Genomic DNA, 23,140 nt, shown 5'->3' with positions numbered 1-23,140 from the left:
GGCCGCGGCGCTGTGGCCGGGTGGAATTCCACTGGGACCTGTCGGGACCGGGAGTTAGACTCTGGGCAGCGAAAGTATTCGCAGCCAGTTCTACCAGCGGCGTATCACCGCAGCTCCGAGACCGGAAAGCAGGCCATAGCGACTACGTGCGATCACAAGGTGATATCGGCGATCAGAACCCCTCCGCGGCCGAGAACGGCGCCTCGGGGCCCGGGGTACGCGCCGTCCGTTCCAGTATCGAACTCGCTCCCGAATCGGTTTTCCCCTTTCTGGGTTCCGCGGACGAGAACCTGCGTGAACTCGAAGAGCTGCTGGCCGCGGACATCCATGTGCGTGGCAACCTGGTCACTCTCACCGGCGCGCCGGGCGATGTCGCGCTGGCCGAGCGGATCGTCGAGCAGCTGGCCGCGCTGACCGGCCGTAACCGGGTGATAACCCCCGAAGCGGTACGTCATACGGTGTCCATGCTCACCGAGGGCAGTTCGGAATCTCCCGCCGAGGTGCTGAGCCTGGACATCCTCTCCCGCCGCGGTAAGACGATTCGTCCGAAAACCCTCAATCAGAAGCGCTATGTCGACGCGATCGACGAGAGCACGATCGTCTTCGGTATCGGTCCGGCCGGTACCGGGAAGACGTATCTGGCCATGGCCAAGGCGGTGCAGGCGCTGCAGACCAAGCAGGTCAATCGGATCATCCTCACCCGGCCCGCGGTCGAGGCGGGGGAACGGCTGGGCTTCCTGCCCGGCACCCTCAACGAGAAGATCGACCCGTATCTGCGCCCGCTCTACGACGCGCTGCACGACATGATGGACCCGGAAGCCATCCCCAAGCTGATGGCGGCCGGAGTGATCGAGGTCGCACCCCTGGCATATATGCGTGGCCGCGCTCAGCCGCTGTTCACGAAGGTGCTCACCCCGGACGGTTTTCGGCCTATCGGAGACCTCGCGGTCGGGGATCTGGTAATCGGTTCGGACGGTTGTCCCACTCCGGTTCTGGGGGTGTTTCCGCAGGGCCCGAAGGAGATCTACCGGGTCCATACGCAGGATGGCGCGTCGACCCTCGCGTCCGCGGACCACCTGTGGTCGGTCTACACCAGGAGCGACCGGCGGCGGAACAAACCGCCGCGGGTGCTCGAGACCAAGGAAATGGTCGGCAATCTGCGAGCGGCTCACTATCACCGCTATGAGCTCCCGCTGCTGAGCGAGCCGGTTCGTCTTCCATCGCGTCCTGTTCCGATCGATGCCTATGCACTCGGGCTTTTGCTGGGAGACGGGTGCCTGACCGGCAGCACAACGCCCGCGTTCTCCACCGAGGACCCCGAACTCGTCGACATGCTCGTACAGGCGGTGCCCGGTATCGCGGTGCGACGTACCTCGCGGGTCGATTATGTATTGAAGCGGGACCGGCAGCCCGGCGAAGTCGTGACGTTGGAGAACCCGATCACCGGGGTCGCCCGCGGGCTTGGGCTCGCGAGCACACGGTCGAGTACGAAATTCGTACCCGAGGTATATCTGCACAACGACGACTCGGTGCGACTAGCAGTGTTGCAGGGTCTGCTCGATTCCGATGGTGGCCCGGTTGTCCAGGAGGGCCGGACCTGCCGTATCCAGTTCACCACCGTCTCCGATCGGTTGCGTGACGATATCGTCTTCCTGGTTCGCTCGCTCGGTGGTGTCGCTCATGCGCGGACGAGGCTCGCAGCCGGCCGCAAGCCCGGCAGGGCGAACGGGCGCCCGGTGCTGTATCGCCACAACGCCCACATAGTCGATATTCGCCTGCCCGCCGGGATCGAGCCGTTCCGGCTCGCGCGTAAGGCTGCGAAATACGCCGCCGGTGGTGGTAGGCCCAAGCGCTTCATCGATCGGATCGAGCCCGCCGGTACCGAGGAAGCCGTCTGCATCCAGGTCGCCGCGCAGGATTCGCTGTATGTGACCGAGGATTTCCTGCTCACGCACAACACGCTCAACGATTCGTTCATCATTCTGGACGAGGCGCAGAACACGACCGCCGAGCAGATGAAGATGTTCCTGACCCGGCTCGGGTTCGGATCGAAGATCGTGGTGACCGGCGATGTCACCCAGGTGGACCTGCCGCACGGCGCGCGGTCCGGGTTGCGCGCGGCCTCCGAGATCCTCACCGGTATCGAAGATATCCATTTCTCCCAGCTCACCAGCAGTGATGTGGTGCGGCACCGGTTGGTCTCCGATATCGTCGACGCCTACGAGAAGTTCGAGGCCGAGACCCGGCCGCCGGTGGGTCCGCCGCATATGTCGGGGAACCGGGCGCAGCGGCGGGCGGCGAGCAGGACGGCGCGGCAATAGGCGTACCTCCGCATTCGCTCCGGCCGTGCGCGTCCGCATACTGACCGGCTCGCCCACAACACCACCGTGGCGTGCCTCGGCGTACCTCCGCATTCGCTCCGGCCGTGCGCGTCCGCATACTGACCGGCTCGCCCACAACACCACCGTGGCGTGCCTCGGCGTAGCTGCGCATTCGCTCCGGCCGTGCGCGTCCGTATACTGACCGGCTCGCCCACAACACCAACCGTGGCGAACCTCCGCATTCGCTCCGGTTGTGGGCGTCCGCATGCCGACCCGGCCGCCCACAACGCCAACCGTGGCGTGCCTCGGCGTGCCTGCGGATTCGCTTCGGTCGTGCGCTCTGTGCGTACCTCCGCCTTCGCGTGCGCTCTCTGCGTACCTCCGGGCGGGTTGCGGGTGCGCTCTGCCCCGGTGGCGCTGGTCGGGCGTGGTCGGTGTTCGGTAAGGCTGCGCGGAGTGTGGATGGGCTCCCCCCGGCGGCACCCATTAGGCTGACCAGGTGAGTATCGAGATCGCCAATGAATCGGGCATGGAAGTGCCCGAAGAAGACCTGGTGGACGTCGCCCGGTTCGTGATCGACCGGATGGACGTGCACCCGGCCGCCGAATTGTCCATGGTGCTGGTGGATCTCGACACCATGTCCGATCTGCATATGCGTTGGATGGATCTGCCCGGTCCCACCGATGTGATGTCCTTCCCGATGGACGAACTCGAACCCGGTGGCCGGCCGGACAGTCCCGAACCGGGTCCGTCGATGCTGGGCGATATCGTGCTGTGCCCGGAATTCGCCTTGGATCAGGCCGCCAAGGCCGGTCATGCGCTCGATCACGAACTCGCCCTGCTCACGGTGCACGGGGTACTGCATCTGCTCGGTTACGACCATGCGGAACCGGCCGAGGAGAAGGAGATGTTCGACCTGCAGGGCCGGTTGCTCGAACAGTGGTACGAGGAGTTGCGGGAGGAGCAGCGGCGGGCCGAACTGGCCGCTCGCGATGCTCGCCTGCTGGATAAGACAGGTTTCGCGGCACCGGAGGAAAATCGCTCCCGGCCGGGTGACGCGCACGCGTGAACGAGATGACCCTGCTGTTGGTCGCCGTTTTGCTCGCTGCCGTGGGTGGTGTCTTCGCCGCGGTGGATTCGGCCTTGAACACGCTGTCACCGGCCCGGCTCGACGATATGGCCCGCAGCGATCGTCCCGGTGCGGTGCGGCTGGGCAGGATCGTGGACGACCGGCCGCGGTACGTCAACCTCATGGTGCTGTTGCGCATCCTGTGCGAGATCACCGCGACTGTGCTGCTGGCGGCCGCGCTGAGCAGTTTCCTGGACAGCGGCTGGGCGCTGCTGGTGACCGCGGTGGTGATGGTGCTGGTCTCCTATGTGGTGATCGGGGTGGGCCCGCGCACCCTGGGACGCCAGCACGCGTACACGATCGCGCTGGCCGCCGGGTTGCCGCTGCAGTTCATCGGTGCGCTGCTGGGCCCGGTGAGCCGGTTGCTGATCCTGCTCGGTAACGCGATCACTCCGGGTAAGGGTTTCCGCAACGGCCCGTTCGCCTCGGAGATCGAATTGCGCGAAGTGGTCGATATGGCGCGGGAACGCGGGGTGGTCGCCGACGAGGAGCGCCGGATGATCCAGTCGGTGTTCGAACTCGGTGAAACCGCGGCCCGCGCGGTGATGGTGCCCCGTACCGAGATGGTGTGGATCGAGGCCGATAAATCGGTGGCGCAGGCGATGTCGCTGGCGGTACGCAGCGGACATTCCCGGATTCCGGTGATCGGGGAGAATGTCGACGATATTCTGGGCGTCGTCTACCTGAAGGATCTGGTGCCGTACGGGGATCGCGGGCGCAGCGTCCGGGTGCGCGAGGTCATGCGCGACGCGGTGTTCATGCCCGATTCCAAACCGCTCGACGATCTGCTCGACGAGATGCAGCGGCGGCGCAACCATATGGCACTGCTGGTGGACGAATACGGAGGGATCGCCGGCCTGGTGACCATCGAAGACGTGCTCGAGGAAATCGTCGGGGAGATCGCCGACGAGTACGACACCGACGAGACGCCGCCGATCGAGGAGATCGAACCCGGGCGGTACCGGGTCTCGGCGCGGTTGCCGATCGCCGATCTGGGGGAACTGTACGGGTTGCCGATCGACGAAGAGGAAGTCGATACCGTCGGCGGGCTGCTCGCGCACGAGCTCGGACGGGTGCCGCTCCCGGGTGCCGAGGTGGTCGCGCACGGTCTGGAGTTGCGCGGCGAGGGCGGAGCCGACGCGCGCGGGCGTGTGCGAGTGCACACCGTGGTAGTGGGCCGGGCGCCCGAGCAGAGTACGGAAACCGACCCGGGATCGGAGCGGGAAAGCCCGTCCGCCCGGCACGACGAGGGAGCAGGCGATGAGTGAACTGGATGCCGAGGACAACAAGTTGCTGGTGCTCGCCCGGGGCGCGCTCGGTCGCACGGGCGGATCGGCGGGCGCGGCGATCCGCGATACCGACGGCCGCACCTACGCCGCGGGGGAGGTCGCGTTGCAGGCGCTGCGGCTCACCCCCCTGCAGTCGGCGGTGGCAGCCGCGATCTCCAGTGGTGCGGAGGCTTTCGAGGCCGCGGTGGTGATCGGCGGGAAGTTCGCGGATGCCGGTGTGGCCGCGGTCCGGGAGGTATCCGCGGGAGCGAAGATCATCTTCGCCGACGCGTCCGGCGCGGTGTTCGACGTCGCCGAAGGTTACGAGGCCACCGATGCCTGAACCCACCGAGGGTGAGTTCCGTTCCGGGTTCGTCTGTTTCGTCGGGCGGCCCAATACCGGTAAATCGACGCTGACCAATGCGCTGGTGGGCGCGAAGATCGCGATCACCAGTTCGCGTCCGCAGACCACCCGGCACACCATCCGCGGCATCGTGCACCGCGAGCACACCCAGCTGATCCTGGTCGATACTCCCGGTCTGCACCGGCCCCGGACCCTGCTCGGCCAGCGGCTCAACGATCTGGTGCGCGATACGTATTCCGAGGTCGATGTGATCGCGCTGTGCATCCCGGCGGACGAGAAGATCGGGCCGGGGGATCGCTGGATCGTGCAGCAGGTGCGGCAGATGGCTCCGAAGACCACACTGCTCGGCGTGGTCACCAAGATCGACAAGGTGAGCCGGGATCAGATCGCGCGGCAGCTGATGGCGGTCTCCGAACTGCTCGGACCCGAGACCGATGTGGTGCCGGTATCGGCCACGAAGGGGGAACAGGTCGAGGTCCTGGTCGATGTGATCGCCGCGCAGATGCCTCCGGGTCCGGCGTTCTATCCCGACGGGGAGCTCACCGACGAGCCCGAGGAAACCCTGATGGCCGAGCTCATCCGGGAGGCGGCGCTCGAGGGGGTTCGCGACGAATTGCCGCATTCGCTGGCGGTGGTGATCGAGGAGATCCTGCCGCGCGAGGAGAACGAGAACCTACTCGACGTGCACGCGCTGCTGTACGTGGAGCGGCCGAGTCAGAAGGCGATCATCATCGGCAAGGGGGGCGCCCGGTTGAAAGAGGTGGGCACCAACGCGCGCCAGCAGATCGAGCACATCCTGGGCAGTCGTATCTACCTGCATCTGCATGTGAAAGTCGCCAAGGACTGGCAGCGCGATCCCAAACAGCTGGGCAAACTGGGGTTCTGAGACCGGACCGCCGGGCAGTGCCGCGGCGCCGGTGGACATCGCGGCGGGCACGGACGTCGTGGGTGCCGGACCGAACGGCAGCTCTGCTGGGCGGTACCGGGTACAGGGTTTTCCCGTGCGTCCATCCATGACCCCTGCACGGACGCATTGCCGGGTCCGCAGTGGGCACCGGGGGATCCGCTTTGTTCCGACGATCGGATCGACGGTACCGGGGTGGCTGCGATGAACTCGTCCGGCTCCGGCCGCTGTCGACGTTGCGCTCGCCGGTCGTGCTCATCGACCTCACCGGGCCCACCGGTGAGACGGCGTCCAGTTCGACGATATGTGCCGGAATAGCCGCCTGGTCAGCGCGTACGGAGATGTGCCGGGCCAGGATCTGTACGACAGAGGGCGGCCGTCATCCCTATCCGAGGGCTGCCGGAGAGTCCGGCCGGCGCCCCCGCTCCGGACATCGAGAGTTAGCTGAGGTTTGGCTTCCTCGGAGTGGCGGAGGTTGGACTAGGCCGATATGCTTCGGACCCGTACCCGAATCGCCCGGAGCGAAACCGATTTCCATCCGACGATTCGGTAACGGCACGAAATGGTGCCGCATGCGGGCTCGAGTTTGGGTCGGCAGGACAAAGCGCGAGCGGGGGTACCCGACCTATGTACGAATCAGTGCCGGTGGCCTCGGCCGGGGGGATGGGCCGGAGGCAGCTGCTGGCTCCGGCGCTGGCTCTGGGAATCTCGGTCACCGTGGGGATCGGGCTGCTGGCGGCGGCCATCATGTCGGTGGCGCCGGCGGACCGGATGATCACGGCCGTATGGGTCGCGGTCGCCGTGGTGGCGGCCTGTACCGCGATCGCCACCGCCGTGTACTTCCGCGGGCAGATCACCGCCGAACAGCGGCGCGGTGCCGAAGCGCTCGACCGGCTCGCCCACACGGAGCGGCGCGCCGCTGCCGCCGAACAGGCCGTGGCGGCGGAGAAAGAGATCAGCGCGAGCAGCGAACGCCGCCGGTCGGCGGCCATCGCGGCACTGGCGAACGCGGCCGGGCGGATGCAGGCCATGACCACCAGCATGCTGGCGAACCTGCAGGATCTGGAGCACCGGTACGCCGATCAGGCGGTGCTCACCGATCTGCTGAAAATGGATCACGCCACCGCCCAGGCCGGGCGCCTCGCCGACAGTATCGCCATCCTCAGTGGTGCGCGCACTGGCCGCCGTTGGGCCAAACCCATCGTCATGGAACGTATCCTGCGCGCCGCGATCGGCCGGGTCGGCGGCTATCAGCGGGTGCGGCTGCGGGCGATCGTCGATATCGCCATCGCCGGGCACGCCGCTGAAGGCGTTATCCACGCACTGTCCGAACTCGTCGACAACGCGTGCCGGTTCTCCCCACCCACCACCGAGGTGCATATCTACGCCGCGGAGATCCCGGCCGGTCTGGTGGTGACCATCGAGGACAGCGGCCTGGTGATGAGCGAATCCTCACTGCACCGCGCGCAGCTCACCGTCTCCGGTGCCGAGGGTGATGCCGCCGAGGGCCTCTCCTCGCTCAACGGCACCCGGTTCGGGCTCGCCGTCGTGGGCCGGCTCGCCCGGAAACACGGTCTCACCGTCAGCTATCGGCCGTCCGCCATCGGCGGGACAGCGGCGGTCGTGATGATCCCACGGGAACTCACCGCCCGGATCGAACCGCCCGCGACTCCGGCGCTACCGACCGGACATTCGGCCGGTCAGGCGGTCCTGCCGCCCGGCGCCGGTGACGCGGCCGATTCCGGTCCCTTCGCCGTCGTCTCCGAGACCGGCGCACGGTTCCGCGCCGCACCTGTCGATACCGCCGCGGCCGATTCCTCTCGCACCCGTTACGGAGCAGCGAACACCGCACCGGCCGGGCATGTTCCGGGTCGGCACAGTAGTGCGCAGCACCGCTCCGGCGAGTTCCCGGCGGTGGCCGCGACCGAGCCCGAAGCGACCACCACCACCGTTCTGCCCAAACGGCGCCGGGGTAGCACCCTGGCCGCCGCGCATCCCGCAGGTCTGCCCGACCCCACATCATTCGATGGTGCCGCCGGGCACGATTCATCTGCGAAACACCGGACATCGGCATCGTCGCTGGGTGCCTTCCAGCGCGCGGTCACCGGCCGCGCCGATGACGAGGCCCAGCCGTTCGGCGGACCGATCCACCCGCCCGGCAACGGCGCCGCGCGAGTGTCCCGTCACTCCATGACAACCGACCGGGAGAACGATCGATGACGATGACATCGGATCCAGCGCAACTGGATTGGCTGTTGCAGCGCCTGCTCAGCGAGACCGCGGGGGCCCGGCACGCGGTGCTGCTGGCCGCGGACGGTATCCAGATGTGCCATACCGCGGGACTGTCCATGGACCAGGCCGACCGGCTCGCCGCGATCGCCTCGGGTGTGCAGGCCCTGGCGGGCAGCGCCTCGGCCGAATTCGGAAACGGACGCGGCGGGGTCCGCCAGTCGATGACCGAGTTCTACGGGGGGATCCTGTTCATCGTCGGTGCCGGTGCGGGTGCCCAGATCGCGGTGCTGGCCGACGACGACGCAGACGCCGGCCTGGTCGGCGCCCAGATGGCGGCGTTGATCGAGCAGGTCGGGGAGTATCTGTCCGCACCGCCGCGAGGGAGCCGGGCGAGGCTGTTGTGAACCGGCCCGGCCGCGACGACGAACCCGACCGTTTCTACACGCTCACCGGTGGTCGCGCCGCTCCTACCACCGAGGAGTTCGATCCGGTGACCCTGGTGGTCAGCGAATGCGCGCCCGCGGCGGCGATGCAGTACGAACACGCGGCGATCCTGTCCATGTGCCTGCAGCCGACCGCGGTGGTGGAGATCGCGGCCGAACTGCGGCTGCCGATCGGCATCGCGACGGTCCTGGTCGCGGACCTGTTGCACGCAGGCAAAGTCACCGTCCGCCACCCCGAATTCGATACGGGCCCCTGCGGTGACACGTTCGATATCGACATGCTCGAGAAGGTGCTAGTTGGACTCCGTAGCCTATGACGACCGCCCCACGCGCGCCCGGGCGCCACTGAGCAGTTCGGTGCGGCACGCCCTGAAGATCGTCGTCGTCGGCGGCTTCGGGGTCGGGAAGACGACCATGGTCCGCGCGGTGAGCGAGATCCAGCCGCTGGACACCGAGGCGGTGATGACCAATGCCGCTGTGGGCGTGGATGATCTATCCGGGGTGACCGGGAAATCGACCACCACCGTCGCCTTCGATTTCGGCCGGATCAGTCTCGCCGAGGAATATGTGCTGTATGTGTTCGGCGCACCCGGCCAGGAGCGGTTCTGGTTCCTGTGGGACCGATTGTTCACCGGGGCACTGGGCGCGGTGGTGCTGGTCGATCCGCGCCGGATCAGCGATTCGTGGTACGCGATCGATCGGCTGGAACACCAGGGCACCCCGTTCGTGGTGGCCTGCAATTCCTTCGAACCGATACCGCCCGCGCTCGACGAGGTCCGCGACGCTCTCGACCTGGACCCGCACGTTCCGCTGTTCTCCTGTGACGCGCGGTCGCGGACCTCGAGCAAACAGGTGCTGATCGGCCTGGTCGAACACCTCATCGAGCGGCAGACTCCACCGGCGGTGGCGGAGGTTCGATCGTGACCCGTCCGGACTACAACACCGCGATCTCACCCGGCGGCTGCCCGGTCGCGCCGAACGGCGCTGTCACCTTGGATGGTCCCGGTTTCCACACCGACCCCGCTCTGCTCTACACCCGGATGCGGTCCGAGTACGGACCGGTGGTCGCGGTGGAACTCATCGGCGGCATACCGGCGTGGCTGGTGATCGGTTACCGGGAACTGCATCAGGTCACCACGGACGGTCTGCTGTTCCCCCGGGATTCGAGCCTGTGGAACCAGTGGCCCGCGATCGCGCCGGACTGGCCGCTGCTGCCCATGGTCGGCCGGCCGCAGCCGGGGATCTACTTCACCGCCGGTGCCGCGCACGCCCGGCATGTGGGTCTGGTCGAACCGGCTCTGGAATCGGTGGACCCGTTCGCGCTGCGCACCGCCTGTGAACAGCTCGCCGACGGGCTCATCGACCGGTTCTGCGGGCGCGGTTATGCCGATGTCGTCACCGAATTCGCCGAATTGCTACCGGTGCTGACACTGGCCTGGATCATGGGTGTCCCCGAATCGGACGGACCCTATCTCGCGCAGACCATGCAGACACTGTGCGACGGTGGTCCGGAGGCACCCGCCGCCTATCAGCGGTTCGCCGAATACATGCAACAGCTGCTGGCGCAGAAGAAGGCCGCGCCGGGGCAGGATCTGGTGTCGCGGATGCTGGCGCATCCCGCACCGTTCGCCGACGAGGAATACGTGCTGAACATGCAGTCGGTGACTGCGGCGGGCCATCTGCCGACCGCCGACTGGATCGGTAATTCGATCCGGCTCATGCTCGTCGACGACCGGTTCGCCGCCGCGTTCGGCGCCGCCCGGCACAGTATCGGCCAGGCGATGACCGAGGTCCTGTGGGAGGACACCCCGACTCAGATCCTGGCCGGTCGCTGGGTATCCCGTGACACCCGCCTCGGCGAGGCGCTGGTGCGGCGCGGGGATATGTTGCTGCTCGGGTTGGCCGCGGCCAACGCCGATCCGCATATCCGCCAGTACTCCGGCGACGGCGCCGAACCCGCCCATTCCGGCAATGCCGCCCATTTCGCCTTCGGTCACGGCGAATACCGCTGTCCCTACCCGGCCCAGCAGATCGCCGAGATCATCGCGCGGACCGGGATCGAGGTCCTGCTCGACCGGTTGCCCGATCTGGATCTCGCGGTCCCCGCCGGGTCCCTGGTCCGGCGGCCCTCCCCGTTCTTGCGCGGATTCATCTCGCTACCTGTCGATTTCACACCTGTTCCCGCCGTTGGAGGTGGTTCGTGAGCCAGCAATGCCCGCACAGCGCGGCCCTGACAATCGACCCGATGGTCGCCGATCTCGCCGGGGAGACCCGCACCCTGTCCGAGGGCCCCGCGCTCACCAGGATCGAACTGCTCGGCGCGTCCGCCTGGACCGTCACCCGGCACAACCTTGCTCGCCAACTGCTCACCGACACTCGTCTGGTGAAGGACCACACGCAGTGGAATCTGTGGCAGTCCGGCGCGGTGACCCGCGAGTGGCCGCTGATCGGCATGATCGACGCCGGGCGTTCGATGTTCACCGTGGACGGTGCCGAACACCGCCGGCTCCGGATCAAGACCACCCGGGCGCTGGCACCGCGCCGGCTCGGTGCGCTGCGCCCGAAGATCGAACATTTCACGGCCGAACTCCTCGACGATCTCGCCGCGGCGGGCGCGGCGAACGAGGCGGTGGACCTCAAGCAGATCTTCGCCTATCCGCTGCCGATGCGGGTGGTCAGCGAGCTCATGGGGGTGCCGCGCTCCGATCACACCACGCTGCTGGAGTCCTATAAGGCGTTCTTCTCGCTGCTGACCCCGCACGAGGAACGGATGCGGGTCTTCGCCGAACTCGACGACTATTACACCGGCCTGATCAAGGAGAAGACCGCCCGCCCGTCCGACGATCTGACCTCCGATTTCATCCACGACGTCGCGGAGGGCGAAACGCCGCTGACCGAGGCGGAGGTGCTCGGCAATCTGAAGGCGCTCGTCGCCGCGGGGCACGAGACCACGGTCAGCCTCATCATCACCACCGTCCGTGCCCTGCTCGCTCACCCGGAGCAGTTGGCGGCGATCCGGGCCGGCGACCGCACCTGGGAGGAGGCGATCGAGGAGACCCTGCGCTGGGACGGCCCGGTCATCCACCTGCTGATGCGTTTCGCCACCGAGGACATCACGGTCGACGATTTCACCATCGAGAAGGGCGACGGCGTCGTCATGTCCTATCGCGCGATCGGACGCGACCGGGGCCTGCACGGCGAAGACGCCGACACCTTCGATATCACCCGGCCCACCGCCAATCGCAATATCTCGTTCGGCTACGGCCCGCATATCTGCCCAGGCGCGGCCCTGGCCCGGCTCGAGGCCTCGATCGCCCTGCCCGCGCTGTTCGAGCGGTTCCCGAACCTGCAGTACGCCATGCCATCGAGCGAGATCGGCAACCTGCCGGTGCTCACTCAGAACGATCCGGCAGCCTTCCCCATCCGGCTCGGGACCTAGTACCCGCTGTTCGTTGCCGGGCGCCGTGATTCCGGCACCCGGTGACCACGTGACCATCCTGCCGCCGCCGGGTTACGCGACCCTGACGCGCCTCGGGGGAAGCCGGGTGGGCGGCTCCCGGCGATACGTATCCGAGCCGGGACGGCTCGAGGTGACGCGGCCGGACACGTGCAAGACTGGTCGCGTGCGTTTGTATCGTGACCATGCCGTCGTGCTGCGCCAGCACAAACTGGGCGAAGCCGACCGTATCGTCACGCTCCTCACCCGGCAGTACGGTCTCGTGCGCGCCGTGGCCAAAGGAGTGCGCCGCACCAAATCGAAATTCGGGGCACGGCTGGAGCCGTTCGCCTATATAGACGTGCAGCTCCATCCCGGCCGCAGCCTCGATATCGTGACCCAGGTCCATACCATCGAGGCATTCGCGACCGCCATCATCGCCGACTACGGCCGCTATACCACCGCCTGCGCCGTACTGGAGACCGCCGAACGACTGGCCGGTGAGGAACGCGCCCCCGTGCCCCGCCTGCACACCCTCACCGCGGGCGCCCTGCGTGCGATCGCCGAGGGACAGCGTCCCCACGAACTCGTCCTCGACGCCTTCCTGCTCCGCGCCATGGACTACGCCGGCTGGGCCCCCGCCGTCGACGAATGTGCCCGCTGCGCCACCCCCGGCCCTCATCGCGCGTTCCACGTGGGCGCCGGGGGAGCGGTGTGTGTCCACTGCCGCCCGCCCGGCGCCGCCACGCCGGCCCCCGCGGTCTTCGACCATCTACTGGCCCTGCGCCACGGCCGCTGGGACCGGGTCGAGACGATCCCGGAATCGGCGCGCCGGCAGGCCAGCGGCCTGATCGCGGCCCATCTGCAATGGCATCTGGAGCACAAACTCCGCACCTTGCCGCTGGTGGAACGCACGGGAGCGGCACCGGCATCGAGTTCCCCGTGAGCCGTGTACCGCGGCGGGCCCCCGGGGGCCTCGACCCGCGCCGCCGCAGGCGGCGCCGGAAAATACAGCCCCCGACCCCGCGCGCGTCGGCGCGCCGTGAACACGACTAGTCTTTTGACGTGATCCTGCGTCGTGACTCCGCCGGTTCGGACGTGTCCGCGTCCGACGGTGTTCGAACTGTCCGCCCGCCGGCACCGCATCCTTCCGGGGCTCGTCCGCCGGAGATTCCGCAGGAGCTCGTGCCCCGGCATGTGGCGCTGGTGATGGACGGTAACGGCCGGTGGGCGCAGGAGCAGGGGCTGCCGCGTACTGCGGGGCACGAGCGGGGTGAGGCCGTGCTCATGGACACCGTCGAGGGTTGTATCGAGATCGGTGTCAAATGGTTGTCGGCGTACGCGTTCTCCACCGAGAACTGGCGACGCAGTCCCGACGAGGTGCGGTTTCTCATGGGATTCAACCGGGATGTGATCCGGCGGCGGCGCGACGAGATGCACGAGATGGGGGTGCGGGTGCGCTGGGCCGGGCGGCGGCCGCGGTTGTGGCGCAGCGTGATCCGGGAGTTGGAGACCGCGCAGGAGCTGACCCGGGACAACACGGTGATGACGTTGACCATGTGCGTCAATTACGGCGGTCGTGCCGAGATCGCCGATGCGGCACGAGAGATCGCGCGCCGGGTGGCGGCCGGGGAGATCGATCCGGAGAAGGTGAACGAGGGCACCGTGGCCCGGTTCCTGGACGAACCGGATATGCCCGATGTGGATCTGTTCCTCCGGCCCTCGGGGGAGTTCCGTAGTTCGAATTTCTTGATCTGGCAGTCGGCGTACGCGGAGTTCGTCTATCAGGCGACCTTGTTCCCGGATTTCGATCGGCGCAATCTGTGGGACGCCTGCCTCGAGTACGCGCGGCGGGATCGCCGGTTCGGAGGTACCAAATGAGCGGCGAGGCCGAATCGGGTGCGCTGGCACCGGATGTGGAGTTGAAGGCCCGGGCCGGGGCGGGGCTGGGGCTCTACGATATCGACGTCCGGGTCGACAACGACAGTTCGCTGCGTTTCGATTTCCAGGGCGCGTTGTGTTCGCTGAGCGCGTTCACGCTGACGCCGGGGCTGGACGTGCTGTCGCTGACGTGCGTGCTGGCCTGGGACCGTCCGATCAAACCGCAGTTGCACAAGCGGGTGGCCGAACGTAACGCCTCGTTGCAGTTCGGTTCGATCGCGGTGATCTCGCACGGCAAGCTCGCCGATGTGATTCTGCGATACACCTTCCCGGCGGCCGGTCTGGATGATCCGGCGTTGACGACGATGCTGCTGCTGGTGCTCGGGGGCGCCGGTGAGGCCCGCAAGGGCTTATTGCCCTGATCCCGCTCAGGCCGGGTCCGCGGTGGCCGCGGGTTCGGCCCGCGGCCGGGTTGCGGAGTGGCTGTAGGGGTATAGCGTTTCCACCCCGCGCAGGTACTGCTCGCGGACCAGGTCGTCGAGGAGCAGGTGCTGGAGTACGAATCCGGGGAGAAGTCCGAACAACGCGGCGGCGACCGCGTCCAGGTCGGCATCGGGCGGTAGCCATCCGACGGCGCGCATCCGTTCGGCGTATTCGCGCCACATCTCGCGGATACCCGCCATCGTCTTGCGCACGGGTTCCGCGGCTCCTTCGTCTATGAGGGCCAGCGACCATGCCTGGGGTGCGAGGCGTATCCGGCCTTCGGGGCCGCTCTGGGCACTGATCCAGTCCGTCATCCGCGCGACCAGTTCGGCGGGGGTGGGGAGCGGGTCGCTGTGGATGACGGCAGTCATCTGCGCGCGGATATCTCCGGCGGCGGTCGAGGCCAGCGCGATGACCAGTTCGTCCTTGCTCTTGAAGTAACGGTAGACCGCACCCGCGGACAGCCCCGATTCGGTGAAGACATCCTGCATGGAGGTCTGGTGGAAGCCTTTGCGGACGAAGCAGACCCGAGCGGCGTCGAGGATCTGCTGGCGGCGGCGTTCCAGGTGCTCGTTACTGACTCGGGGCATATCTCCAAAATAAAACGAATGTTCGTTCTTGACAAGCGCTGGGCCCGGTGGGACGGTGAATGCAGAAAAAGAACGAGCCTTCGATTTTCTGGGGAGAACGTCATGAACGTCATCCAGCGTGCCGTGGCACTCGGGGTGGGCGCGGCCCTGTTGCAAGCGCTGATGCTGGTCGCCTTCGCATGGCCGGCGACCAATATCGCGCCCCGTGATCTGCCCCTCGCCGTGGCAGGTCCGCAGGCGGCGGTGGTCGAGGCCCGGCTCAGCGGCCAGAATCCGGGCGCATTCGAACTGACCGTCCTGCCCGACGAGACGGCCGCTCGCGAAGCGATCAATGAGCGTGAGGTCTACGGCGCGATCGTCACCGGCGGCGGCGCGCCCCGGATGCTCGTCGCTTCCGGTGCGGCTCCAGCGGTCGCTCAGCAGCTCACCCAGATCGGTCAGCAGCTGTCCGGTGCACCGGCCGCACCCGTCGAGGATGTGGTCCCGGCCGACCCCGACGATCCGCGCGGGGCCGGATTCGGCGCCATGGCGCTCCCGCTCGTCATGGCGGGTATCGCGGGCGGTGTACTGCTGACACTCCTGGTGCCCTCGGCCGGTGGCCGTGCCCTCGGCGTCCTCGTCTTCGGTATCGCCGGTGGTCTGCTGAGCATGCTGGTCACCCAGGGGTGGTTGTCCATCGTTCCCGGCGATTACCTCACCTTGTCGGCGGTGGCCGGACTGGTCTCGTTCGCGGTCGCGGGTACTGTCACCGGCCTGGCCACGGTGATCGGCCGCGCCGGAATCGGTATCGCTGCCCTGACCATGCTGCTCATCGGTAACCCGTTCTCGGCCGCCACCGCCGCTCCCGAACTGCTGCCGCAGCCGTGGGGCGCGATCGGCCAGTTGCTGCCCCCGGGGGCAGCGGCCTCGCTGCTCCGATCGGTCGCGTTCTTCGACGGGGCCGGGGCGCTGCGCCCGATCCTGATCCTGCTGGCATGGGCGGGGTTCGCGGTCGTGCTGCTCGGAATCGGTGCGATCCGTGATCGCGACCGCGCCGAGCCCGCTCTGTCCACTGGTCCGGCCTCGGAGCCGGTGCCGGTCACTGCCTGATCTGGAACCCGGCACGGCGAAGGCCGCTACCACCCGGTGGTAGCGGCCTTCGCCGGTTTTCGGAGCTTTTCGGAATGCTAGCGCCGTCCGACCGCGGAGCAGGAGTGGCAGGTGCCGAAGATCTCCAGCGTATGGCTGACTTCGGTGAACCCGTGGCTGGAGGCGGTGCTCGCCGCCCACGCCTCCACGGTCGGCCCGGCGACCTCGACGGTGCGGCCGCAGTGGCGGCACACCAGGTGGTGGTGATGGCCGGTCGAGCATTGCCGGTAGACCGATTCGCCGTTATCGGTGCGCAGGACGTCGACCATTCCGGCGTCGGCGAGCGATTGCAGTGTTCGGTAGACGGTGGTGAGTCCGATTCCCTCGCCGCGGCTGCGTAGCTCGTCGTGTAGCTCCTGAGCCGACCGGAACCTGTCGATATCCTCCAGTAGCGCGGCGATCGCGTTGCGTTGCCGCGTGGTGCGAATACCGACTGCTCTCTGTGTGGTGGTCCCTTTGCCGGTGACCAGGTTCTCGGACACGAATTACCCTTCTTCTTCGGCGTGCGCTACTGCGTCGACCACGATATGTGCCAGATGGTCGTCGACGAGTTCGTAGAGGACCTCCCGGCCCGAACGCTCACCGTGTACCACCCCGGCCGATTTGAGAATCCGCAGATGCTGGCTGACCAGGGGTTGTGTAACACCGAGGGCGTCCACCAGCTCGTGCACACAGCGCGGCGACTCCCGCAGTTGTAGCACGATGGCGATGCGAACGGGTGCCGCGAGTGCGCGCAGCAGTTCCCCGGCGTTCTCCAGTACCGTCCGGGTGGGTATCGGGACCGGTGCCGGGGAGCGATAGGGATTGTGCTGTCCGGCGGCGGCAGTGTGCGTTGTCATGGTCCACTCCTTATTGGAAACCGGTCCCATTTTGATATGCATGGGTATGCATGTCAAATGCCCATGCCGATGCGAGCGCGAATTATGGTTCGTCGGGTGAAACGGCGCGTCTGCTCCGGGCCCCGCGCAGGCTGCCGATGGGATCCACCGGGAGCACCCACTAGGCTGTACCCGATCAGCCGCGCACGGCAGAGTAGCTACCGTGGGCAACCGCGATCACGTAGCCCGGTCCGGGCGGCGTAACTACTGGCGATTCGTAGTGGATGGAGAATTCTCGCGTGGCACCCAAGTCGAAGGTGGACACCGTTGCCAACCTCGCCAAGCGCCGGGGTCTGGTGTACCCGTGTGGTGAGATCTACGGCGGTACCAAATCGGCGTGGGACTACGGTCCGCTGGGCGTCGAGCTCAAGGAGAACATCAAGAAGCAGTGGTGGCGCTCCACGGTCACCAGCCGCGAGGATGTGGTCGGCCTCGATTCGTCGGTGATCCTGCCGCGCCAGGTCTGGGTGGCCTCCGGCCACGTCGAGACGTTCTCCGATCCGCTCGTCGAATCCCTGCACACCCACAAGCGTTACCGGGCCGACCATCTGCTCGAGGCCTACGAAGCCAAGCACGGCCGTCCGCCCGCCAATGGCCTCGCCGATATCAACGACCCGGAGACCGGTCAGCCCGGCAGCTGGACCGAGCCCAAGAACTTCTCCGGCCTGCTGAAGACCTACCTCGGCCCGGTCGACGACGAAGAGGGCCTGCACTATCTGCGCCCGGAGACCGCCCAGGGCATTTTCGTGAACTTCGCGAACGTGATGACCACCGCGCGCAAGAAGCCGCCGTTCGGTATCGCCCAGATCGGCAAGAGCTTCCGTAACGAGATCACCCCCGGCAACTTCATCTTCCGCACGCGCGAATTCGAGCAGATGGAGATGGAGTTCTTCGTCAAACCCGGCGAGGACGCCGAATGGCACAAATACTGGATCGACACCCGCTTCTCCTGGTACACCGACCTGGGTATCGACCCGGAGAACCTGCGTCTTTTCGAGCATCCGAAAGAGAAGCTCTCGCACTATTCGGCCGGTACCACCGATATCGAGTACCGCTTCGGTTTCCAGGGCGGTGAATGGGGCGAGCTGGAAGGTATCGCCAACCGCACCGACTACGATCTGTCCACGCACGCCAAGCATTCCGGCGCGGAGTTGAGCTACTACGACCAGACCACCGAGGAACGCTACGTTCCGTACGTGATCGAGCCCGCCGCCGGTCTGACCCGTTCGCTGATGGCGTTCCTGGTCGACGCGTACGCCGAGGACGAGGCCCCGAACGCGAAGGGCGGTGTGGATACCCGCACGGTGCTGCGCCTGGATCGCCGCCTCTCGCCGGTCAAGGCAGCCGTGCTGCCGCTGTCGCGCAACGCCGACCTCACCCCGAAGGCCAAGGACCTCGCCGCCCGGCTGCGCCGGAACTGGAACGTCGAATTCGACGACGCCGGCGCCATCGGCCGCCGCTATCGCCGCCAGGACGAGATCGGCACTCCGTTCTGCATCACGGTCGATTTCGACACTCTCGACGACCAGGCGGTCACGGTGCGCGAACGCGACACCATGACCCAGGAGCGGATCGCCCTGGATCAGGTCGAGGGTTATCTCGCGCAGCGGCTGCTCGGCTGCTAGAGGCATCGGCGCGTTGATACCGATCGGACGCCGGCGCGAGGTGCGAGCTGTCCTGGGGCGGCCTCCTCGCGCCGGCGTCATCGTTCGAGCCGGGTCCTGCCGCTCGGGCTATGTCGGCCGGCGCGGGGTCGTGGTGTTGTCGTAACGCGTCGTGTCCTTGTTCCGCTTGGCCAGGCCGCCCAAACCGAGCAGGCCGAGCAAGCCGAGTAGACCCCAGAGACCGGTCTTGTCGCTTTCTTGTTCGTGCTCGTCGGCCACATTGTGCTGTGCGACCGCGACCACCGGCTGCGGCTGTTCCAGCGGATCGGCCGCGACTACGCCCGCTCCGCCGAAGGTCAGAACGAGGGACGATAGAGCAACTGCGACAGTCTTGCGCATGAGTATCTCCTTTCCTCGTTGGGCGCTGCCGCCATACCCCGACATGATCAACGCAAACCACCGCCCAGAGAACTGTCTCGCGCACTGCCCAGGCGAGCACCATCGGGCCGAGGACCGTCCGGACGCGACTTCCGGGGAATCTCTCGCCCGTCTCGCTAGCATCGGGATGTGATCACCATCGACACGTCCTATACCGGCCATGTCTCACCGGGTTCTGCAGCCCAGCGTCGCGAGATCCCGGGTGCCCGGGTGACCAAGATGTCGGTCGGCCCGATGGACAACAACACCTACCTCGTCCAGTGCGCCGCCACCGGAGCCGCCCTGCTGATCGACGCCGCCAACGAAGCCGGCCGGATCATCGAGCTGATCGAGCAGGAGACCACCGGCGGGATCGGCCTGATCGTCACCACTCATCAGCACGGCGACCACTGGCAGGCGCTCGAAGCCGTCACCGCCGCCACCGGTGCGCCCACCGCGGCGCATTCTCTGGACGCCGACCCGCTTCCGGTACCTCCGCACCGCACCCTGGCCGAGGGGGATGCGGTCGATGTCGGCGAGCTGACCCTCGAGGTGATCCACCTGGTCGGGCACACTCCCGGATCGGTCGCCCTCGCCCTCACCGACGGGGCCGGCCGGACACACCTGTTCACCGGAGATTGCTTGTTTCCAGGAGGAATCGGAAAAACCTGGCGTCCGGGAGATTTCACCACCCTGCTAGACGGTGTGACCACTAAGCTGTTCGACCGCTACGGCGACGATACGGCCGTGTACCCGGGACACGGGGACGACACCACCCTGGGTGCCGAGCGGCCGCAGCTGGCGGATTGGAAGGGCCGGGGCTGGTGAGCGCATCGCGGGCGGCGGCGGGTCGGTCGCACCGGCCCGGTCGACAGCCATCGCCGCCGCGATATCCCGGCGAGGCATCCGCGACCCGCGGCCCGTGCGGTTCTGCGCACCGCTCCGTGCCGTAGGTGGCGTACCGACCGTGGCGGCACACCGGATGCGGTAACTTCTGAGAAATCCTGGCGCGATGCTCCTTGGCGTAGGGACGACTCGGGGAGCTATCTACGGTAGCGCGGGGGAGGTCAGCGGATGGGGTGGGTTCGTATACTGCCGAAATCGGGCGGTCGCGCCGATATCGGAGATATCGAAAGCCGGGTCGGTGGTGACGTTCGGTATCAGCAGCGGAACCGGCCACGGCCACCCGGCTGTGACGGCCGTCGCCGGTACGCCATGAGGTCCGCGCTCGAACTCCGCCGCCGTGTCGACGGGGGTGGTCTGCGGTGAGAGGTTTCCCGGACGGCACCGCGAATGAGCTGTGCCGGCGGTTGCGGGACGACTTGGTGGAGCTGCTCAGCCGGCGGACCGGTGGCCACCTTCACGACAAGGTGGACGGCGTCTCGGGTGGTGCCACCCGAGCGGCGGATACGCATCGACATGCCGCCGAACGCGGTAGGCAGCAGATCCCGGCCGGTTCGCGTGAGGCGGATCGGTCACCGGGGGACTCCCGCGGAGCACCCACGTCACGCCCCGCACAGGCATCGCCTCCCCTCGAAAAGGAAACTCCGTCGCCGATCACCGGATCCCACAGCGACTCCCCGGCACCCGGTCGGGTCGAACACTTCGTATTGCGACTCAGCCAAGAGGACAGAGGCAGCTTTGCGAGCCTCGCCGATAAGCTTTCCCTTTCCTGCATGATCGGTGAGGTCAAGCATCTTGCGGCGTTCGACGAAATGCGCGGAACAGAGTTTTCGGCCTCCGAGAAAAGGCTCATCGGACTCCTGGACAATATGCAGGCGCAGCAAGGTGGAAAACTGGAGGAATTGGACCTGGAATTCCGATGGGTCTCGGCGGATCGGGATCTCGCAGTTCCGAAGCTCGTGGAAGACGCACGTGTGCACGGAGGAGCGGATCCGAATGGCCCCTGGACGCATATCGGGGGCAGTGTTGTCGAAGACATCATGGCGGGACATCGAGATCCCGGCGTCTTGTTCATCTACGACGGCGACAAGCTGAGAACGCCGACCAAGGAAGAAATGTCGGCCGACCCCGACGGCAAGAATATGTTCATGCACGCCAAGAAGCCTGGACCCGGACTGGAGTTGAAAGACGCGCTCGTGGGAATGATCCGCTTCGATGCTCCCGGTGATGAGAAGTACGGCGTGGTGTGAACTGTGGCGAGCCCCGGTTCTTCTCGGCTCGCGCGCATGCTGTGGCCGGCACCATGATCCGAACCCGCCACCGACCGGGCGGAATGCTCACTCGGACGGTGATCGGGGATTCGGTGTGTCACCGCGCCCGGCGGCCGTGGCAACGGTGCCGGAGGCGGGGTGATTCAGGACAACTCGGTGAGTTTCCGACGCAGCCAGCTCAGGGCGGTGGCGCCGCCGGCCACCTGGTAGTGCGGGTAGCTCTGGTGGATACCGGATTTGACGAAGTCGTCGACCTGCTTCTTGCGTTCCTCGTAGGCGCTGCCGTTGAGCTGGTCGTGCAGCAGGCCGAGCCCGCCCGCGGCCAGGGCGTCGTTGAGCAGCTGCATACCGAGGGTCTGGTAGTTGCCGAGCTGGGTGGGATCGGCGTTGGAGACCTGGGCGAAGAATCCGGCGATCCGGGCCGCGAAATCGCCGTCGGGAGTCGAGCAGTACAGGTCGCCGACCGCGCAGAAGGTGTAGGTGCGGTTGCTCAGCCAGCCGAAACCGGTCAGGCGGGTGCCGCCCGCTCCGGCGCCGGGAACCGGTGGGCCGACGAGGTTGTCGAGGGGGGAGCGGCGGGGGTCGGCGATCAGGCCGACCAGGCCCACCCGGTCGGCGGGAACCACACCGAGGCCGGTACCGATCTCGACCGCGAGGTCACCGGCGGCATCGGCGCCCTGGCTGTAGCCGAGAAGGGCGAACCGGGTGTTGCCGCAGCGGCGCGCCACATCGGCGATGAGTCCGCGGGCGCCGGCGACCGCCTCGTTCTTGGACCGACCGTAGACCTCTCCCTCCCAGGGGAAGGCGGTCGCGGTGTAGGCGACGTAGTCGGTTTGGGAGTTGCCCGGCAGTCCGTCGGCGGCCAAGGCGAGCATTCCCCTGCCCGGCTCGGCTTTCGACGTCTCCCAGGTGCCGGGGATGGCGACCACATACAGGTTCGGGCAGCCCTCGGGCGCCGCGTGGGCGTTCGTCGCCACCGCGGGGGCGAGGACCGCCGCGAGGGTTACCGCCATACCGGCGGTGGCGCTCTTCCATCCAGAAAACATCGTGTACTCCATGTGCTCACCGAGACGGCCACCGGCCGTTCACCTGTTCCCAGGATTCCCAAAACAGTCGACGGGCAGCCACGCCTCTGTGGTGTGACGTGTGGGTGCGAGTCCGTGGTCACCGATGGGTCGATCGGGGACGCAGCAGTTCTCGCCGAGGGATAGCCAAGCACATCCGCGCCCGTTCCGGAAGTCGAATCTACCGGTGTTCGGACCCGATCAACGAGATATTCACTGTCGGGCGGTGGCCTGTCGCGAAATTCACCCGCTCGCGGCGGTTTCGGGGTCCGGTCGGTGTGCCGCGCTCATTCCGTGTCGGCGGCGTGTCCGTGAAGCGGGTCGGCAGTTCGTTCAGTTGCCCGCGGTCGCGGGGCGGCAGCGGGGCGAGTAGTTCGGTCATCGCCTGTTCGGTGGCCTTCTCGGCGGCGAGCCGATCTAGGCCGCATGGGGTGAGGCGTACCGCATAGCTGCGGCGGTCGCGTTCGTCGCGGCGGCGTTCGGCCGGACCCTGTCGTTCCAGCTCGTCGACGATGTACACCATCGACGATTTGTCCACCTGGAGCCGGGTGATCAGGGCGCGCTGGTCGAGCGGGCCGCCCGCGGCGAGGCACGACACTACGCCGAGGTGGCGTAGTGCCAGTTGATATCGCCGCAGGGCGCGGTTGGAGCGGTGCGCGAGATAGCGCCGGCCACCGATCTGCGCGCTCAGGCTGTCATGAGTGTCGTCCACGACGAGGAGATGCTCGACTACGGTTTCCGGCCCGTGGCAGAGTCGTTGCGCGCGTCCGGATGACCGCGGGGGCGGTTTCGTTCGCGCTGCGGAGTCCCGCTGATAACGATTC

At 67.2% G+C, this 23,140-nt stretch carries 24 protein-coding genes; 18 read left to right on the top strand and 6 right to left on the bottom strand.

Translation table 11 applies throughout. From position 1 onward, the window contains the following. Positions 1-164 precede the first annotated feature (164 nt). The 14 genes from IEY68_RS11140 to IEY68_RS11075 all read left to right on the top strand — a co-directional run bounded on the left by IEY68_RS11140 (position 165) and on the right by IEY68_RS11075 (position 14,400). Positions 165-2,321, top strand: a complete 2,157-nt coding sequence (locus IEY68_RS11140; RefSeq protein ID WP_058854244.1) for a PhoH family protein — start codon at positions 165-167, stop codon at positions 2,319-2,321. A gap of 499 nt (positions 2,322-2,820) precedes the next feature. Continuing rightward, a complete protein-coding gene (gene ybeY, locus IEY68_RS11135) occupies positions 2,821-3,390 on the top strand; it encodes an rRNA maturation RNase YbeY (protein ID WP_058854153.1) in 570 nt (189 codons plus the stop codon). Positions 3,391-3,395: 5 nt separating this feature from the next. Continuing rightward, a complete protein-coding gene (locus IEY68_RS11130; protein ID WP_058854245.1) occupies positions 3,396-4,718 on the top strand; it encodes a hemolysin family protein in 1,323 nt (440 codons plus the stop codon). Next, positions 4,711-5,061, top strand: a complete 351-nt coding sequence (locus IEY68_RS11125) for a cytidine deaminase-like protein (protein WP_058854154.1) — start codon at positions 4,711-4,713, stop codon at positions 5,059-5,061. Before IEY68_RS11130 ends, IEY68_RS11125 begins: the two co-directional genes overlap by 8 nt. Then, positions 5,054-5,968, top strand: coding sequence for a GTPase Era (gene era / locus IEY68_RS11120; RefSeq protein WP_058854155.1), 915 nt, complete (start codon positions 5,054-5,056; stop codon positions 5,966-5,968). Before IEY68_RS11125 ends, era begins: the two co-directional genes overlap by 8 nt. Before the next feature lie 645 nt (positions 5,969-6,613). Then, complete coding sequence (locus tag IEY68_RS11115; RefSeq protein ID WP_063916426.1) at positions 6,614-8,206, top strand: sensor histidine kinase; 1,593 nt, start codon at positions 6,614-6,616, stop codon at positions 8,204-8,206. A gap of 2 nt (positions 8,207-8,208) precedes the next feature. Further along, positions 8,209-8,622, top strand: coding sequence for a roadblock/LC7 domain-containing protein (locus tag IEY68_RS11110; protein WP_030523153.1), 414 nt, complete (start codon positions 8,209-8,211; stop codon positions 8,620-8,622). Next, the gene (locus IEY68_RS11105) at positions 8,619-8,978 is read left to right on the top strand and encodes a DUF742 domain-containing protein (RefSeq protein ID WP_058854156.1); all 360 of its coding nucleotides are present in this window, start codon (positions 8,619-8,621) and stop codon (positions 8,976-8,978) included. The genes IEY68_RS11110 and IEY68_RS11105 overlap by 4 nt, the downstream gene beginning before the upstream one ends. After that, a complete protein-coding gene (locus IEY68_RS11100; protein WP_058854157.1) occupies positions 8,959-9,585 on the top strand; it encodes a GTP-binding protein in 627 nt (208 codons plus the stop codon). Before IEY68_RS11105 ends, IEY68_RS11100 begins: the two co-directional genes overlap by 20 nt. Then, entirely contained in the window at positions 9,582-10,865 is a 1,284-nt protein-coding gene (locus tag IEY68_RS11095) for a cytochrome P450 family protein (protein ID WP_058854158.1), read from the top strand. The genes IEY68_RS11100 and IEY68_RS11095 overlap by 4 nt, the downstream gene beginning before the upstream one ends. Beyond that, positions 10,862-12,100 carry a cytochrome P450 family protein gene (locus tag IEY68_RS11090; RefSeq protein ID WP_058854159.1) on the top strand — a complete coding sequence of 413 codons (1,239 nt, stop codon included), beginning with the start codon at positions 10,862-10,864 and terminating at the stop codon, positions 12,098-12,100. The genes IEY68_RS11095 and IEY68_RS11090 overlap by 4 nt, the downstream gene beginning before the upstream one ends. Positions 12,101-12,284: 184 nt before the next feature. Further along, entirely contained in the window at positions 12,285-13,043 is a 759-nt protein-coding gene (recO, locus tag IEY68_RS11085; protein WP_058854246.1) for a DNA repair protein RecO, read from the top strand. Between the two features lie 119 nt (positions 13,044-13,162). Then, on the top strand, positions 13,163-13,978 hold the full coding sequence (locus IEY68_RS11080; RefSeq protein ID WP_058854160.1) for an isoprenyl transferase: 816 nt from the start codon (positions 13,163-13,165) through the stop codon (positions 13,976-13,978). Then, the gene (locus tag IEY68_RS11075; RefSeq protein ID WP_058854161.1) at positions 13,975-14,400 is read left to right on the top strand and encodes a hypothetical protein; all 426 of its coding nucleotides are present in this window, start codon (positions 13,975-13,977) and stop codon (positions 14,398-14,400) included. Before IEY68_RS11080 ends, IEY68_RS11075 begins: the two co-directional genes overlap by 4 nt. Before the next feature lie 6 nt (positions 14,401-14,406). Here the strand turns inward: IEY68_RS11075 and IEY68_RS11070 are convergent, their stop codons facing one another. Further along, positions 14,407-15,051, bottom strand: a complete 645-nt coding sequence (locus tag IEY68_RS11070) for a TetR/AcrR family transcriptional regulator (RefSeq protein ID WP_058854162.1) — start codon at positions 15,049-15,051, stop codon at positions 14,407-14,409. A gap of 102 nt (positions 15,052-15,153) precedes the next feature. Here IEY68_RS11070 and IEY68_RS11065 point away from each other — a divergent pair, with 102 nt between their 5' ends. Beyond that, positions 15,154-16,140 carry an ABC transporter permease gene (locus IEY68_RS11065; RefSeq protein WP_058854163.1) on the top strand — a complete coding sequence of 329 codons (987 nt, stop codon included), beginning with the start codon at positions 15,154-15,156 and terminating at the stop codon, positions 16,138-16,140. Between the two features lie 77 nt (positions 16,141-16,217). On the opposite strand, the gene IEY68_RS11060 is transcribed toward IEY68_RS11065, so the two are convergent. Continuing rightward, positions 16,218-16,661: a Fur family transcriptional regulator gene (locus tag IEY68_RS11060; protein WP_189094206.1), complete on the bottom strand. Its 444-nt coding sequence runs from the start codon at positions 16,659-16,661 to the stop codon at positions 16,218-16,220. A gap of 3 nt (positions 16,662-16,664) precedes the next feature. Next, positions 16,665-17,018, bottom strand: a complete 354-nt coding sequence (locus tag IEY68_RS11055) for an ArsR/SmtB family transcription factor (protein WP_058854248.1) — start codon at positions 17,016-17,018, stop codon at positions 16,665-16,667. Between the two features lie 278 nt (positions 17,019-17,296). Between IEY68_RS11055 and IEY68_RS11050 the strand changes: the two genes are divergently transcribed. Beyond that, entirely contained in the window at positions 17,297-18,682 is a 1,386-nt protein-coding gene (locus IEY68_RS11050; RefSeq protein WP_058854164.1) for a glycine--tRNA ligase, read from the top strand. A gap of 108 nt (positions 18,683-18,790) precedes the next feature. Here the strand turns inward: IEY68_RS11050 and IEY68_RS11045 are convergent, their stop codons facing one another. Beyond that, positions 18,791-19,060, bottom strand: coding sequence for a WGxxGxxG family protein (locus IEY68_RS11045; RefSeq protein ID WP_058854165.1), 270 nt, complete (start codon positions 19,058-19,060; stop codon positions 18,791-18,793). 168 nt (positions 19,061-19,228) lie between these two features. On the opposite strand from IEY68_RS11045, the gene IEY68_RS11040 reads away from it, so the two are divergent. Further along, positions 19,229-19,906: an MBL fold metallo-hydrolase gene (locus IEY68_RS11040; RefSeq protein ID WP_058854166.1), complete on the top strand. Its 678-nt coding sequence runs from the start codon at positions 19,229-19,231 to the stop codon at positions 19,904-19,906. 848 nt (positions 19,907-20,754) lie between these two features. Then, positions 20,755-21,231, top strand: coding sequence for a hypothetical protein (locus tag IEY68_RS11035; protein WP_058854168.1), 477 nt, complete (start codon positions 20,755-20,757; stop codon positions 21,229-21,231). A gap of 164 nt (positions 21,232-21,395) precedes the next feature. Here the strand turns inward: IEY68_RS11035 and IEY68_RS11030 are convergent, their stop codons facing one another. Together IEY68_RS11030 and IEY68_RS11025 are read right to left on the bottom strand one after the other, a co-directional pair. After that, positions 21,396-22,298 (bottom strand): cutinase family protein, encoded by a 903-nt coding sequence (locus IEY68_RS11030; RefSeq protein WP_082681249.1) that lies wholly within the window; start codon positions 22,296-22,298, stop codon positions 21,396-21,398. Between the two features lie 199 nt (positions 22,299-22,497). After that, the gene (locus IEY68_RS11025; RefSeq protein ID WP_058854169.1) at positions 22,498-23,028 is read right to left on the bottom strand and encodes a MarR family winged helix-turn-helix transcriptional regulator; all 531 of its coding nucleotides are present in this window, start codon (positions 23,026-23,028) and stop codon (positions 22,498-22,500) included. Between the last annotated feature and the right edge of the window lie 112 nt (positions 23,029-23,140).

Source organism: Nocardia jinanensis (assembly GCF_014645735.1).
Taxonomy (GTDB): domain Bacteria; phylum Actinomycetota; class Actinomycetes; order Mycobacteriales; family Mycobacteriaceae; genus Nocardia; species Nocardia jinanensis.
The sequence above is the reverse complement of the archived record's forward strand: the minus strand, read 5'-3'. Positions and strand labels throughout refer to the sequence as shown.

Coding starts and splice junctions, on each gene's coding strand:
- IEY68_RS11045 (WP_058854165.1), bottom strand. CDS start 19,060: ATGCGCAAGACTGTCGCAGTTGCTCTATCGTCCCTCGTTCTGACCTTC.
- IEY68_RS11125 (WP_058854154.1), top strand. CDS start 4,711: ATGAGTGAACTGGATGCCGAGGACAACAAGTTGCTGGTGCTCGCCCGG.
- IEY68_RS11130 (WP_058854245.1), top strand. CDS start 3,396: ATGACCCTGCTGTTGGTCGCCGTTTTGCTCGCTGCCGTGGGTGGTGTC.
- IEY68_RS11110 (WP_030523153.1), top strand. CDS start 8,209: ATGACATCGGATCCAGCGCAACTGGATTGGCTGTTGCAGCGCCTGCTC.
- IEY68_RS11075 (WP_058854161.1), top strand. CDS start 13,975: ATGAGCGGCGAGGCCGAATCGGGTGCGCTGGCACCGGATGTGGAGTTG.
- IEY68_RS11065 (WP_058854163.1), top strand. CDS start 15,154: ATGAACGTCATCCAGCGTGCCGTGGCACTCGGGGTGGGCGCGGCCCTG.
- era (WP_058854155.1), top strand. CDS start 5,054: ATGCCTGAACCCACCGAGGGTGAGTTCCGTTCCGGGTTCGTCTGTTTC.
- IEY68_RS11115 (WP_063916426.1), top strand. CDS start 6,614: ATGTACGAATCAGTGCCGGTGGCCTCGGCCGGGGGGATGGGCCGGAGG.
- IEY68_RS11070 (WP_058854162.1), bottom strand. CDS start 15,051: ATGCCCCGAGTCAGTAACGAGCACCTGGAACGCCGCCGCCAGCAGATC.
- IEY68_RS11030 (WP_082681249.1), bottom strand. CDS start 22,298: ATGTTTTCTGGATGGAAGAGCGCCACCGCCGGTATGGCGGTAACCCTC.
- IEY68_RS11035 (WP_058854168.1), top strand. CDS start 20,755: ATGATCGGTGAGGTCAAGCATCTTGCGGCGTTCGACGAAATGCGCGGA.
- IEY68_RS11055 (WP_058854248.1), bottom strand. CDS start 17,018: ATGACAACGCACACTGCCGCCGCCGGACAGCACAATCCCTATCGCTCC.